The sequence below is a fragment of the Micromonospora sp. NPDC048839 genome, assembly GCF_040649915.1.
Taxonomy (GTDB): Bacteria; Actinomycetota; Actinomycetes; order Mycobacteriales; family Micromonosporaceae; genus Micromonospora.
In genome coordinates, this window is the sequence record NZ_JBEZGL010000004.1 from 339,136 (window position 1) to 352,789 (window position 13,654).

Sequence of the window (13,654 nt, forward strand, 5' to 3'; positions counted from 1 at the left end):
TCCGGTGCCGCGGTGGCTCCCGGACCTGGCTGGTGCCGTGGGCGTGGCGGGCGTTCCGGGATGGCCTTCGGTCGCCTCCGTCGGGGCGGACGCGGTGTTGAGCGGTATACCTCGGAGTCATATTCATGACTCTGAGGTATACCGCTCAACAGCACATCGACATGCCGGGTCAGCCAACGCTCATGCTGGAGGTCAGCGGACCCGCTCCCCGCGGCTCTCGATCCGGAAGTAGTCGAAGGCGACGTCGAGGTCGGTGGAGGCGCCGGCCCGGTTGAAGGCCAGCAGGCCGGCCTTCGTCGCCTCGACGGTCAGCGTGGTGGAGCCGATGTAGCGGTAGACGCTCCCGTCGCGCGAGTAGTAGGCGCGATAGCTGTCCCCGATTTTGGTGAGTCGGAGCCAGATCGCACCGTCGGCCCCGACGATCCGCTGGGCATCCGCGCCGGTGATCTCCACGGTCGACGTCGTGCCGTTCTGCTCACGCAGGAAGACGAGACGGACCTTGTTGATGGCCGCGGTGGCGCTGCCCATCTCCCAGGCGAGCTTCACGTAGTTGTTGTCGTCGGCGTACCCGATGACACCGCCCTGCTCGTTGTTGGCGGCCAGCGGGCGGGAGAAGACGACCTTGGACTCGACTGTCCAGTCACCCTCGACGTCCTGCAGGGCCAGGTTCTTCGCGGTGTTGGTACTGCCCTGCAGGTCACCCTGCTGCGCGGTGATGACCAGGGACCCGTCGGCCAGACGCCGCCGGCTCTCGTCCGGCCGGACCCACTGCCACGGCGGGCCGAGCTGGGCCGAGTCGAACTCGTCGCTGCCGGTGCTCGTGGTGTTCAGGTCCACGGTGTAGACCGACGAGGCCGCGCCGTTGGTGACGGTGACCCGAGCCTGCCCGGTGGGGCTGGTCGCCTGCTCGACCGCGACCGTGGCGGCGGGGTCAGCGGCGCTGGCGGTGACCGTCGGGACGGTCGTGGTGCCGGCTGCCGTGAGGGCGTTGTACCGCAGCACCGTCGGCGTGAAGGACGCCAGGCGCTTGCCGTCGACGCGCAGGGCCGTCAGCGTCGTGTCGGGCACCAGGTTGAAGACGTAGTTCTTCACCAGCGGGCCGAAGAAGCTCTCCGTCGTGACCTTGACGACCGCCTGCCCGGGAACGCTCGCCGCCTGGGAGACGATCTGGTAGCGCGCCTTCCGGTCGGCCGTCCGCACCTTGGTGATGGTGGGGGAACCGCCGGCGCGAACCGGAATGGTGTACGAGGTGTCGGACAGGTTGAAGCCGCCGAACTCCCTGCCGTTCACCACGATCTTGGCCGAGAGGGGCGCGTCGTCGACGGGGATGGCCCTCCCGCTGAACTCCTTCCAGTAGTTCACCGACGTGTCCCGCCAGTCGGCGGCGTCCGCCTCGTGGACGGCCAGCTTGGCGCGTACCTCCGCGAACCGGCGTGCGTCGATGTCGGCCTGGAGCGTTTCCCAGGTCTCGCGCATCCAGGTCACGTACTGCACGCCCATCTGGTAGCGGTAGACCAGCTCGTCCCAGAACGGTCGGCCGCTGTCCATCCGATGGCCCCACGGCACGTGGTGGAACCACATCAGCAGGTTCTCCGGGACCGAGTCGATGTCTCCGTAGCGCTGCTGGAGTCGGGGGAAGTACTGGGCGGCCAGGTTGCTGCCGGTGGGGGAGCGGTCGTAGCCGAGGCCGACGCTGTCGGCCTGGTTGTAGTAGACCGGGCTCCAGTCGTCGCGGCCCGCCCAGTCGGCCGGGTCGGGACGGTAGTGCGCGCCCTCGGCGAACTGGTGGCCGATGCCCAGCGGCGTCTGGTAGCTCACCAGCGCCTCCCACGAGCCCATCATCATCTTCCGGATGGTGTCGACGACACGCCTGTCGTTGCCCCAGGTCATCCGGACCCAGTCGGTCGCGATGTCTTCCGAGTCGAGCGTCCAGTTCCACGCCTGCCGGCCGAAGGCGAAGAGGTTCGCCTGGGCGAAGTGGTGCCCGGTCAGGTTGTCGGCGTTGCCGAGATTGGCGACACCGACGATCGCGGTGTCCGGGTGGTGCTGGGCGCTTCCGTCGACGATGTCGCCGACGAGGCGCTTCTTGAGCAGCTTCCCGTTCGCGTCGGTCGCGTACGTGTCGGTCTTGAGGATCTCCTCGTACATCGGGCCGAGGTAGCTGAGCATCCAGTTCTGACCCGTGTACTCCTGCGTGATCTGGAGTTCGAGGGCCTGGTTGGTGTTCTCCATCCGCCCGAACATCGGGTGGATGGGCTCCCGGGCCTGGAAGTCCAGCGGCCCGTTCTTGGTCTGCAGGAACACGTTGTCGGCGAAGCGCCCTCTGCTGCCGTCGGGTTGGACCTCGTCGTCGATCGGCCCGAACTCCAGGTAGGCCCGCTTGAGTCGGTCGTTGTCGACCTCGGCGTTGTAGACGAACGTCCGCCAGTGCACTGTCATCCCGAGTGGTGCGACCGCCGCGCCGATGGCGTTGGCGCCGTCGCCGTGGTCGTACCCGAAGTCCTGTGGACCGGGCTGGCCCTCCGAGTTGGCCTTCACGGTGAAGCCCATGAAGTCCGGGATGGCGGCCTGGATCTGCTGCGCCCGGCGCTGCCACCAGCCCCGGAAGTCGGTGCCGTACGGATCGAGTTGGCTGTTGGTCAGCGTGTCCGGCGCGAAGCGGCTGTCCGTGGGGGCGGTGTAGCGGATCGACAGGCCCAGCTTGATGCCGTACGGACGCAGAGCGTCGGCGAGGGCGGCCTCCTGCGCGATCCGAGCGCTCGTCAGGTACGCGTTGTCGGCGTTGACGTTGTTGATGGTGATGCCGTTGATGCCCAGCGACGCCAACGCGCGTGCCACGACGACGTAGCGGTCGAGGATGACGGGCAGGTTGGCGCCGGCGCTCGCTCCGGTCGCCGCGAAGTTGAAGATCGCCCCACTCTCGCCGTTCAGGCCGCCGAGGCCGGAGGCGTTGTTGCCGGCGTAGAGGCGCTCGGTCTCCCAGTTGTTCAGCAGCCGATGCTTGATCTTCGGTGACTCCGCGACACGGAGGTGGTCGATGGGCTTCTGCGTCTGCATCAGCCGCAGGAGCGCGTAGGTCCCGTAGAGCGCGCCGAGGTCGGTGTTGCCGGCGATGACGGTGAACCGGTCCCTGCCGCGCGACAGCGAGCGCACGAGGTAGCCCTCGTCGCCGACCCCGGCCAGGTCGCGGGCCGGGATGAGGCGGCGCACCAGCGGCGAGCTGGCCGGCGTGCCCACCACGACCGCGCCATCGGGGACCCGGTCGCCGCTGACCTCCGTCACGGGTATCGCCCGGTCGAGCAGCCCGCCCAGGCCGCGTACCAGCTCGTCACGGGCCGCGCCGAGGGTGGTCTCGGCCAGCTTCTCGGTGGAGCCGGGCGCCATGGCGAGGTCGGTGGTGTGCCGGTGGACCCGGGTGGCGTCGGCGTTCTCGACCACGATCGACGTGGCGGTGCGGCGGTAGTCGCGCAGCAGCTTCGCGTCGCTGACCGGCACGTATCGCAACCACAGGTCGGAGCCGCTGTAGTCGTCCGGCGACTCGGCGGCGGTGGCGGGCGTGGTGGCGACGGCGAGGGTGGCCGCGACCGTGGCGAGCGCCGTGCCGAGCACGATGAGAACTCGCCGCAGCCTGGGCACCGGACCTCGGTTCATTGCCTTCTCCTCTGTTGTCCGATGGAGACGTCGATCGGGACGGCGCACGCACGTAGTGACGCAGCTGAATGGAAGGTGCGCCGATCCTGTCCGGGGTGCCCCAGCCTGGGCAAGGAGTTGTCGTTTCTTGTCGCCGGGTGGCCTCACCACAGGCGCGCCGCCGGGTTGGCCGCCGGCCGCTGCCGGACCCAGGGCGGTCGGGCCCGACCGGGGCTCGGGTTGCGGGCGGCCGTGGACTGGCGGACCACGAGGCGTACCGGAAGGACCATCGGTCGACCGGTGTGCCCGGGCGCCCCCTCGATCATCGTGAGCAGGTGTCGGGTCGCGGCCGAGCCCTCCGCGTAGAGGGGTGCCGCGACAGTGGTCAGCCCGGGTGTGACGAGGTCGGCCGCGACGATGTTGTCGAAACCCACGATGCTCACGTCGCCCGGAATGTCGACGCCCCGCTGACCGAGACCGCGGATGAGGCCGATCGCCATCTGGTCGTTGAAGGCGAGGACGGCGGTTGCCGGCCGCACGCACAACTCCTCGGCGGCCCGCTCCCCGCCCGCGATGGTCGGGCTGAAGGGGCCGATCTGGCGTACCTTGATCTCCAGCTCCATGCCGGCCTCGAGCAGCGACCGCCAGCGGATGCCGTTCGGCCAGGAGGCCTCCGGCCCGGCGACGTACGTGATGTGGTCGTGCCCCAGCTCACCGAGGTGTTCGACGGCCCGCCGCACACCGCGGGGGTTGTCCGTCACGACGCAGGGCACGTCGGCGATGGCGCGGTTGAGGACCACCACCGGCCGTTGCTTGGCGAACATCCGGATGGCCGAGTCGGACATCCGGCTGCTGGCCAGCACGATGCCGTCGACGGTGGGCATCGTGCGTTCGATCGCCTCCCGTTCCCGCCGGTCCGACTCCTGGGCATCGATCAGCACGGTGGTGTACTCGCCGTCGGTCGCCGCCTCCTGCGCGCCGCGCACGATCTCGGCGTACACCGGGTTGGTGATGTCGGCGATGACCAGCGCGATCATCTGCGTGCGTGCCGTGCTGAGGGTGCGGGCGAGAGGGCTGGTCCGATAGCCCAGCCGCTCCGCGACCTGCCGGACCCGCTCGGCGGTCTCGGAGTTGACGCGGCTCGGCCTGGAGAAGGCGCGGGACACCGTGGACGGTGAGACGTCGGCTTCGCTCGCGACGTCGTAGATCGTGACCCTCTTGTCGGGCGGCCTGGTGTGGTCGGGCATCTGCATGCTCCTCCCGGCTACGCGCCGTGATCATGGTATGACGGCGGTGCGGACTCGGCAATGCCCTCGCAACAAACCGGTGCCACGAACGCATTCGCGCGAGGCAATACATGGCAACCCATTGCCGTCGCGCCACGCCGGCTGCCTGAATCAGCGGGGATGACACCTGGCGGAGGGAACAGCTCATGGGTATGACGCGGCGCGGCGCTCTTGCGGTCACGGCATCGTCGCTCATCGTGGGCGCGGTCGGGTGCGGAGCACCGGACGGTCCCGGCAAGACCACCGGCGACACCACGGGCGAGGTGCCGCAGCGACCCGGTCGGGCGGTGACACTCAACGTCCTCGACGTTGCCGGAAATCTGCAGCTGACCCAGGGGATGATCGACGACTTCGTCGCCAAGAACCCCGACGTGATCTCCCGGGTGACCTATTCGAAGGCGCCCGCACCGGAACTGTCCGGCAAGATCAAAGCTCAGCAGGGCGCGAACCGGGTGGACATCGGTCTCGTGCTGACCGGCGTCGACGGGCTGGCTGCGGGCATCGAACAGGGCCTCTGGCTCGACCTGCTGCCGACGTTCCAGGACCGCCTCGGCGGCATGGGCAACTACCTGGCGCCGGCCGCCGCGATGCAACAGCTCGCCGGCAACGCCGGGGTCACCGTCACCTACTACCCGTCCGGCCCGCTGCTGGAATACCTGCCGGCCCGACTGGCCACACCGCCGACCACCGCGGAGGCCCTGCTCGCCTGGGCCAGGGCCAACCCCAAGAAGTTCCAGTACGCCCGGCCGGCCAACTCCGGCCCCGGCCGCACGTTCCTGATGGGGCTGCCCTACATCCTGGGCGACGCCAACCCCAAGGATCCCACCGCGGGGTGGGACAAGACCTGGGCCTTCCTCAAGGAGCTGGGCCAGTACGTCGACTACTACCCGTCCGGCACCACCGAGACGATGAAGAACCTCGCCAACGGCACGGCTCACCTGATCGTCAGCACGACCGGCTGGGACATCAACCCACGGGTGCTGGGCACGGTGCCGAAGGAGGCCAGGATCGCCACGATCGACGGCTTCCACTGGGTCACCGACGCGCACTACGCCGTGCTGCCCAAGGGCGTCTCGACCGACACCCAGGCGGCGGTGCTGGCCCTGCTGGCGTTCATGCTCACTCCCGAGCAACAGGCCAAGGCGTACGACGAGGGTTACTTCTACCCGGGTCCGGCGGTGAAGGACGTCGGGCTCACCTCGGCGCCGCAGAAGAGTCAGGACGCGATCCGGGAGTTCGGCCGCCCCGAGTACGAGGCGCTGATCGCCGGCAACCCGACCGAGGTGCCGCTCGACGCGAAGAGCCTCGTGGCGGCGTTCAACCGGTGGGACCGCGAGATCGGCGGCGGGAAGGTCAAGCAGGGATGAGTGCCTTCTCCCAGCTGCGGTTGGACGGGGTGTCCCGTCGGTTCGGCGGTCAGGACGCGCTCACCGAGCTGGACCTGACCATCGAGACGGGCGAGTTCATCGCGCTGCTCGGCCCGTCCGGCTGTGGCAAGTCGACGGCCCTGAACTGCCTGGCCGGGCTCCTGCCGTTGACCCGGGGGAGCATCTGGCAGGACGAGCGGCGGATCGACACACTGCCGCCGGAGCGCCGGGGCTTCGGCATGGTGTTCCAGAGCTACGCCCTCTTCCCGCACCTGACGGTGCGGGCGAACATCGCCTTCGGGCTGCGCATGCGGCGGCTGCCGAAGGAGGAGACACGCCGGCGCACGGCGGAGGCGGTGCGGCTGGTGCGACTGGAGGACCACGTCGACAAGCTGCCCGGTCAACTGTCCGGCGGTCAGCAGCAACGCGTCGCCATCGCCCGCGCCGTGGTGTTCGAGCCGTCGCTGGTGTTGATGGACGAGCCGTTGAGCAACCTCGACGCCAAACTGCGGCTGGAGATGCGGACCGAGATCCGCCGGCTGCACCAGTCGTTGGGGCTCACCACCGTGTACGTCACGCACGACCAGGAGGAGGCGCTCTCCCTGGCGGACCGGCTGGTGGTGCTGCGGGAGGGGCGGGTGCAGCAGATCGGGTCGCCGCGCGAGTTGCACACCCGGCCGGCGAACTGGCACGTCGCCGACTTCATGGGCTACCGCAACCTGTGGCGGGGCCGGGTGGTGCGCTGCGACGGCAGCCGGGCCACTGTCGAGTCGTCCGGTCAACGCCTGCTCGGCGAGGCCGTCGGCGACCTGGCCGACGGTGCGGAGGTGGTGGTCGCGGTGCGCCCCGAGGACATCCGCGTCGACGGGGCCGGGGGGACCGCCAACGCCCTGTCGGCGACCATCGAGGTGGTGGAGTACCAGGGTCGCGAGTTGGCGGCCGAGGCGCGCACCGACACGGGTCAGGCGCTGCACCTGCGTACCGAGCAGCGAATCGCACCCGGCGACCAGGTCAAGCTCGCCATCGACCCGCAGCGGCTGCTGGTCTATCCCGCCGGCGCGACAGCGGAGACCGACCGCCTCGCGGACGCGTCGGTGGCGACACGGTGAGCGCGCCCGGGTCGGGCCGACCGTCGGCGCACTGGCAACACCGCCTCGCCGAACGGGGCATCGACCGTCAGCTCCTCCTGCTGGTCCCGGCGCTGGTCTTCGTCATCGCCCTGTTCCTCTATCCGTTCTTCTACGGGTTGACGCTGTCGTTCCAGCCGACGAACGGCGGGCCGTTCAGCGACTACGCCCGGTTCTTCTCCGACGCCTACGAGCGGGGCACGATCTGGATCACACTGCGGATCGCGCTGCCCGCCGCGCTCCTGAACGTCCTCGCCGCCGTGCCGATCGCCTACCGGATGCGCGGCCGGTTCCGGGGCAAACGGCTGGTCACCACGCTGCTGGTCGTGCCGATCACGCTCGGCACCGTCCTCACCGCCCAGGGGCTGCTGAACTTCCTCGGCCCGACCGGCTGGTTCAACCGGATCCTGCTCGCCACGCACCTCGTCGACGAGCCGGTACGACTGACCCACAACTACTGGGGTGTGTTCTTCTCGCTGGTGATCACCGGTTTCCCGTTCGCGTTCCTGCTGGTGCTCTCCTACCTCTCCGGGATCGACCCGACCCTGGAACGGGCGGCCGCGACCCTGGGGGCGGACTGGCGTCGCCGGTTCACCCGGATCACCCTCCCACTGCTGATGCCGGGTCTGGCCACCACGTTCTGCCTGACGTTCGTCCTGGCGTTCAGCGTGTTCCCGTCGGCCGTCCTGGTCGGCAACCCGGCCGGTGAGACGCGGGTCATCTCCCTCGCCGCCTACCAGGCGGCGTACGAGCAGTACGACTACCCGTACGCGTCGGCGATCGCCATGATCATGGGCTTCGTCGAGCTGGTCGTCATCGCGGTGGTGCTGGCCGCGCGCACTCGTTTCTACACCGGCGCCACCGGAGGCAAGGGCTGATGGCTTCGATCACCCAGGCGCCACCGGCGCGACCCCCCGCCACCAGCACCGACCGGCGTCGGCGCATCGCCGCCCGGCCGGCCGCCTGGATCGTGTGGGGCGTCGTCATCTTCTTCTTCGTCAACCTGTTGGGCGTCGTGGCGTCCGTGCTGGTCAGCTCGTTCGGCAAGCGCTGGTTCGACACCTGGCTCCCGGACGGCTACACCACGAGCTGGTACGGCCGGGCCTGGGACGAGTTCGCGCTCCTGCAGGTCATCGTCGTGACGCTTGAGGTCTCCGTACTCGTCGTGGGTCTCGCGCTGCTGATCGGCGTCCCGGCGGCCTACGTCCTCGCGCGGCGGTCCTTCCCCGGCAAACGGCTGATCTTCCTCGTGTTCCTGCTGCCCATCCTCATGCCCCCGATCACGTACGGCATCCCGCTGGCGACGGTCCTCTACAAGTTCGGGCTGGCCGGGAACATGTCCGGGGTGGTGCTCGCCAACCTCGTACCCTCGGTGCCCTTCGTCATCCTGACCATGACCCCGTTCATCGAGCAGATCGACCCGCGCATCGAGAGCGCCGCGCGGATGTGCGGCGCGGGTCTGCGCACGGTGTTCCTCCGGGTCCTCACGCCGCTGCTCGTGCCGGGCATCCTCGCCTCCGCGATCCTCGTCCTCGTCCGGACCGTCGGCATGTTCGAGCTGACCTTCCTGACCGCGGGTCCCGACTCGCAGACCCTCGTCGTGGCGCTCTACTACTCGATGTCCGCGTCCGGGATCCGCGCGCAGCAGTCGGTCGACGCCATGGCGGTCATCTACACCTCGATGATGCTCGTGCTGCTCGTCGTCGCACTGCGCTACGTCAACCCGACCCAGCTCGTGGCCCAGGTCAAGGAGGACCCCGAGCACTGACGGCCGGCGACCGGCCCGGTCAACCGCCCACCACGTCCCGGTACGCCCCGGTGGCCCGCCAGCCGACGTCCGGACCGGCCGCCACCTCGTCGAGGATCTCGCCCACGCGGCCCGCGACCGTGCGGAGTGCGGGCAGCTTCGCGCGCAGGCCGCGGTAGGTCGTGGCGAGGGTCGGGTCGACCGCGACCGGCTCGGTGCGGGCGCCCTCGGGATCGAGCAGGGTGACGGCCTCCTTGAGGTCGGCGGCGAGGCCGATCGCGTAGAGCCCGAGCGCGGCCGCGCCGAGGGCGGCGTCCTCGTCCTCGCCCGCCACCTGGGTCGGACAGTCCAGGACCGCGGCCATCACCGCACGCCACAGCGGAGAGCGGAACGCGCCGCCGGCCAGGCGAACGCTGCTGACCGGCGTCAGCTCGGCCAGGCGGTCCCGGACGCCGCCGAGGTGCAGGCACACACCCTCCAGCGCGGCGCGCACCAGGTGACCTCGGGAGTGCTCACTCCGCAGTCCCAGATACGCGCCCGGCGGGCCGAAACCGACAGCCGACGCCCGGTCGTCCAGCAGGTAGGGCAGCATCACGAGGCCGTCGCTGCCCGGGGCGATCCGTTCGGCGAGCGCCAGGAGTTCGGGTGCGGCGAGCTGGTCATCGGACGCCTCGCGGCGGTCGGGGTCGACGGCGCTGCCGGCCCACCGCACGACGTTGCCGCCGTTGATGACCGTCCTGCCGACCACCCACGCGTCCTCGGTCAGCGCGGCGCAGGAGAAGGTCTCCGCCGGGTCGACGAGCGGCGCCGCGACGACCGTCCGCAGGGCCCCGGTGGCCGCGAGCGTCAGGCCGGCGACGGTGCTGTCGATCGCCGCCATGCCCAGGCTGCTCGACGGACCGTCGCCCGCGCCCACGACGACAGGTGTGCCGGACGGCAGGCCGACCGCCTGCCCGGCCGCCGAGGAGAGCCGCAACACGCCCGTCGTGGGCAGGACCGGGGGCAGTTGACTGCCGGACACCCCGACGAGATCGAGTACGCCCGCGCTCCACACCCGCCGGTGCACGTCGAACATGCCGGTGCCGGACGCCGACGACAGCTCGGTCACCAACGTCCCGGTCAGCCCGAGGACCAGGTAGTCCTTCAGGCCGATCCACCACCGCGTCGCGGCGCAGAGGTACGGCTCGTGGCGGGCGAACCAGATGAGCTTGCAGAGCGGGCTTCCCGGGTGCACGGGGGTGCCGGTGACCCGGTGCAGCTCCCGGCTCTGGCCGGAGACCCGCAGGTCGCGGGCCACCTCCGCGGAGCGCGTGTCACGCCCGGTCAGCAGCGGCGTCACCGGGCTGAGTGTCGCGTCCAGCCCGATCACGCCGTACCTGGGAGAGCTGACCGCGAGGGCGACGACCTCCGCCCCGGCGGTGTCGGCGACACACGCGGACACCGCCGCCAGGGTGGCCGCCAGCAGCACGTCGGGGTCCTGTACCTGCCAGCCGGGCACCGGTTGGAGCAGCGGGTACGCCCGTGTTCGGACGTGTCGGGCGGAGCCGTCCAGCGTGAACGCGCCCGCCCGCACGGCGGTGGTGCCCACGTCGACCCCGAGGATGACACGACGCTCCGGCCCCATGAGCACATGGTCGAGCGGTGTTCGACGGGTGGGCAAGCGGTTGCGCACAGTTGTCGTGCCGTGTGGAACGAACCGGCACGCTAGAGCCGATTGACGTTGAGGCCATCTGCATGACCGGCCGAACGCCGAAGACGAAGAAGACCGCGCTTCGCCCGACCCGGCACCGATGTCAGACGTTGAACTTGCCGCCCTTGATGCCCCGGACGAAGCCGGCCCACTGACCCGCACCGAACGACAGCACCGGTCCCTGTCGGTCCTTGGAGTCCCGGACCATGACTGTCGGGGTTGGCGTGGCAACCTCGACGCAGTTTCCCTCGTTGCTGCGGGTGCTTGTCTTCCAGTTGAGCGTGGTCATGTTAGTTCCTCTGCGATCGATGCCATGAGTTTGCGAGACTGCGCTTCGGTGAGCGCCGGGTTCTCCATGATCTCCCACGCCTCCCCATACGTTGCGACCTCGGCGGGCTTGTCGAGGTAGAGCGCACCGGTGAGGCTGTCGGAGTAGATGATCGACGGCTCGGCTCCCCCCTCGAATTCGAGGATCGTGAACGTGCCGCTGGTCATGTTGCCCCGGTGCAGACCCCCGGCTAGCGGAATCACTCGCAGCGAGACGTTCGGCTGCCTGCTGACCTTGATCAGGTGTTGCAGTTGCTCTACGTCCACCCCTCGCCGCAAGACAGCCTCCTCGAGCAGAACGTCGAACTGCGGAGCGGGTGGTGCCGAGCGCGTCAGCAGCGCCTGACGACCGAGACGCACCGCCAGCCGTCGCTCGATCTCCGGCCGGGTGAAGTCTGGACGGGCCACCTGCAAGACGCGGGTAGCGTACGTCTCGGTCTGAAGCAGGCCGGGAACAAGCTGCGCTTCGTACGTCCGCAGTCGAGCTGCTGCGGCTTCCAGCCCCACGTACAGCTCGAACCACTCCGGGATGGCGTCGCCGTAGGAGTGCCACCAGCCTCGACCCTTCGTCTCCTTCGCGAGACCCATCAAAGCCTCGGTCAGTTCTGGTGACGCTCTGTAGATTTTGCACATCGCTTCTACGTCGAGCGATCTCATCGACGTAGCGCCGGTCTCGATGCGCCAGATCTTCGGTGTCGACCACTCCAGCGCGTCGGCTGCTGCCTTGACCGTCACGCGGGCCTCCTCGCGAAGCTGCCGCAGGTACCGCCCTAGCTGTCGCCTCGGGACAGTAGAGCCGGTGTCTGTCGTCACTGCCGCTCTCCTTCTCGTGACTACATACCGGGCGCAGCTTGCACTCGATATGTAACTCCTGCCGGTCACGCATAGCAATGAAATCTGTCAAGATGAAATCTACTCTTACGTTTCATCCAAAATGTAATATTGCATATCCCTGCCGACCGGTAAACCATTGCGCTGGGTGTGGTGGTCGGGTGGCTGTGGGTAGCCGTGCTGCCGCGAACCTCTATGAGGGAGGGCGGATGAGCCGGCACGTGTCTTACGGCGAATACCTGGCGGCGGTAGCGATGACCCTGGCTCGCAGGCACAGGCCGGTGTGGTCGTGGATCAAGTGGCGCAACGTCTGCAAGTGCGGCAACGAGCTGCCGTGCCGGGCCAGACACAAGATTCCGATCAACCGGGGCCACTGGCCGGGTGAGGGTCGATGACCACACACGGCCCGGTCCTGCCGCTCTGGCTGTGCGAGGGATGCGACAGGCCCTGGCCGTGCGCCACGCGCCGAGGGGAGTTGCTGGATGAGTACGCCACGTCGCCGGTCGCGCTGGCCGGGTATCTGGGATCGCACCTCGCCGCAGCCATGCGGGACATGTCCTGGGCTCCCGCCGACACGGTGTACCGCAGGTTCCTCGGGTGGCTGCCGTGAAGCCGGGAGACGTCGTGCTGATCGGGGCGGCCTGCTCGGTGCAGTTCTCGGGGGACCGGGCGCTGATGCTGCGTCTGGTGTCGATCGGCGAGACCGACCCGTACAACGACTGGATCTGGATCGCCGGGTACGTGCTCGACACGAAGCGGCTGGCTAAGGCCAAGCGCGAGGTGTACGTCTTGCGGGCCGGGCTGGTCGTCCAACGGCGAACCGCCCCGGCGGGTGTGCAACCGAGGCGGTCCGGTTCGCGCGTGACTGCCTAAGCCGTATCGGCGAATTCCCCCACGGGGCAATCAGACCAGGAAGTTCTCTCGCATCTTCGCGCCCAGGTTGATCCCGCCGACCGCCCGGGGGCCGGCCGGATCGTGCACGGCGACGGTGTTGTTGCGGCGCATCAACTCACGGACGGCGGGCGGCAGTCGCGGCGGGTCGTCCATGGCCGCGAGCACCTGCCCGGCACTGGAGATCAGTCGATCGGCCAGGGCGGCGGCGTCGGTGTCCACCCGCACCCGCCCGTACTCCCAGCCTGCGGTGGTGAGGTCGAGCACCTCGAACACGCGGGTCAGCAACGGGTTCGGGTCGGTCACCCGGTCGAGCCGGGGCGCCCGGCTGCCGACCACCGTGACAGCGGCGGCCACCTGCGCGTACGGGTGGAAGCCGGACGGCAGTGCGAACAGCGGCCACCGCAGCGCGGGACCGGCCTCCTTCCACAGCGGCCGGTAGTTGCGGCGGTGCACCAGCAACCGCCGTCCCGTCCGCCGGTGGATCTCCTGTGCCTGGGACTGCAGGTCCACATGCGCCTCGTCGGCGACCTGACCCACGATCTGGGCCGCCACCACCAGGCCGTCGTCGCTGTCCAGCGTCGCGGTGAGCACCTCGACCTGCTCGGTGAACCTGATCTGCGCGTGGACGCCGTACCGGTGCTGCACGTCGCGGAGCAGCGCCTGCTGTCGTGCCGGATCGAGCTGGACGCGCCTTCCGCCCAGCAACCGCCGGAGCCAACGCATGTCGCCTCGTTTCAGCAGAGCCGTCGTCGGAC

General features: G+C 69.4%; 13 protein-coding genes. 7 read left to right on the plus strand and 6 right to left on the minus strand.

Going from position 1 to position 13,654, the window contains the following annotated elements:
• Positions 1-192: 192 nt before the first annotated feature.
• Together AB0C25_RS10250 and AB0C25_RS10255 are read right to left on the minus strand one after the other, a co-directional pair.
• Positions 193-3,651, minus strand: a complete 3,459-nt coding sequence (locus tag AB0C25_RS10250; RefSeq protein WP_357371588.1) for an alpha-glucuronidase family glycosyl hydrolase — start codon at positions 3,649-3,651, stop codon at positions 193-195.
• 143 nt (positions 3,652-3,794) lie between these two features.
• On the minus strand, positions 3,795-4,877 hold the full coding sequence (locus AB0C25_RS10255; RefSeq protein ID WP_357371590.1) for a LacI family DNA-binding transcriptional regulator: 1,083 nt from the start codon (positions 4,875-4,877) through the stop codon (positions 3,795-3,797).
• A 185-nt stretch (positions 4,878-5,062) separates the two neighbouring features.
• On the opposite strand from AB0C25_RS10255, the gene AB0C25_RS10260 reads away from it, so the two are divergent.
• Genes AB0C25_RS10260 through AB0C25_RS10275 form a run of 4 tightly spaced genes read left to right on the plus strand, consistent with a single transcriptional unit; the run spans position 5,063 to position 9,178 of the window.
• Positions 5,063-6,283 carry an extracellular solute-binding protein gene (locus AB0C25_RS10260; protein ID WP_357371592.1) on the plus strand — a complete coding sequence of 407 codons (1,221 nt, stop codon included), beginning with the start codon at positions 5,063-5,065 and terminating at the stop codon, positions 6,281-6,283.
• Positions 6,280-7,392: an ABC transporter ATP-binding protein gene (locus AB0C25_RS10265; protein WP_357371594.1), complete on the plus strand. Its 1,113-nt coding sequence runs from the start codon at positions 6,280-6,282 to the stop codon at positions 7,390-7,392. Before AB0C25_RS10260 ends, AB0C25_RS10265 begins: the two co-directional genes overlap by 4 nt.
• Positions 7,389-8,288, plus strand: a complete 900-nt coding sequence (locus tag AB0C25_RS10270) for an ABC transporter permease (RefSeq protein WP_357371596.1) — start codon at positions 7,389-7,391, stop codon at positions 8,286-8,288. Before AB0C25_RS10265 ends, AB0C25_RS10270 begins: the two co-directional genes overlap by 4 nt.
• Entirely contained in the window at positions 8,288-9,178 is an 891-nt protein-coding gene (locus tag AB0C25_RS10275; RefSeq protein ID WP_357371598.1) for an ABC transporter permease, read from the plus strand. Before AB0C25_RS10270 ends, AB0C25_RS10275 begins: the two co-directional genes overlap by 1 nt.
• 19 nt (positions 9,179-9,197) lie before the next feature.
• Here the strand turns inward: AB0C25_RS10275 and AB0C25_RS10280 are convergent, their stop codons facing one another.
• From AB0C25_RS10280 to AB0C25_RS10290, 3 genes are all read right to left on the minus strand, one after another.
• Positions 9,198-10,781 carry a gluconokinase gene (locus AB0C25_RS10280; protein WP_357371600.1) on the minus strand — a complete coding sequence of 528 codons (1,584 nt, stop codon included), beginning with the start codon at positions 10,779-10,781 and terminating at the stop codon, positions 9,198-9,200.
• 169 nt (positions 10,782-10,950) lie between these two features.
• Positions 10,951-11,136 (minus strand): DUF397 domain-containing protein, encoded by a 186-nt coding sequence (locus AB0C25_RS10285; protein WP_357371602.1) that lies wholly within the window; start codon positions 11,134-11,136, stop codon positions 10,951-10,953.
• Complete coding sequence (locus tag AB0C25_RS10290) at positions 11,133-11,987, minus strand: helix-turn-helix transcriptional regulator (protein ID WP_357371604.1); 855 nt, start codon at positions 11,985-11,987, stop codon at positions 11,133-11,135. Before AB0C25_RS10290 ends, AB0C25_RS10285 begins: the two co-directional genes overlap by 4 nt.
• Before the next feature lie 227 nt (positions 11,988-12,214).
• Between AB0C25_RS10290 and AB0C25_RS10295 the strand changes: the two genes are divergently transcribed.
• Genes AB0C25_RS10295 through AB0C25_RS10305 form a run of 3 tightly spaced genes read left to right on the plus strand, consistent with a single transcriptional unit; the run spans position 12,215 to position 12,878 of the window.
• Positions 12,215-12,400: a hypothetical protein gene (locus AB0C25_RS10295; RefSeq protein WP_357371606.1), complete on the plus strand. Its 186-nt coding sequence runs from the start codon at positions 12,215-12,217 to the stop codon at positions 12,398-12,400.
• The gene (locus AB0C25_RS10300) at positions 12,397-12,615 is read left to right on the plus strand and encodes a hypothetical protein (protein ID WP_357371608.1); all 219 of its coding nucleotides are present in this window, start codon (positions 12,397-12,399) and stop codon (positions 12,613-12,615) included. Before AB0C25_RS10295 ends, AB0C25_RS10300 begins: the two co-directional genes overlap by 4 nt.
• Positions 12,603-12,878 carry a hypothetical protein gene (locus AB0C25_RS10305; RefSeq protein WP_357371610.1) on the plus strand — a complete coding sequence of 92 codons (276 nt, stop codon included), beginning with the start codon at positions 12,603-12,605 and terminating at the stop codon, positions 12,876-12,878. Before AB0C25_RS10300 ends, AB0C25_RS10305 begins: the two co-directional genes overlap by 13 nt.
• A 30-nt stretch (positions 12,879-12,908) precedes the next feature.
• On the opposite strand, the gene AB0C25_RS10310 is transcribed toward AB0C25_RS10305, so the two are convergent.
• Entirely contained in the window at positions 12,909-13,622 is a 714-nt protein-coding gene (locus AB0C25_RS10310; protein ID WP_357371612.1) for a hypothetical protein, read from the minus strand.
• Between the last annotated feature and the right edge of the window lie 32 nt (positions 13,623-13,654).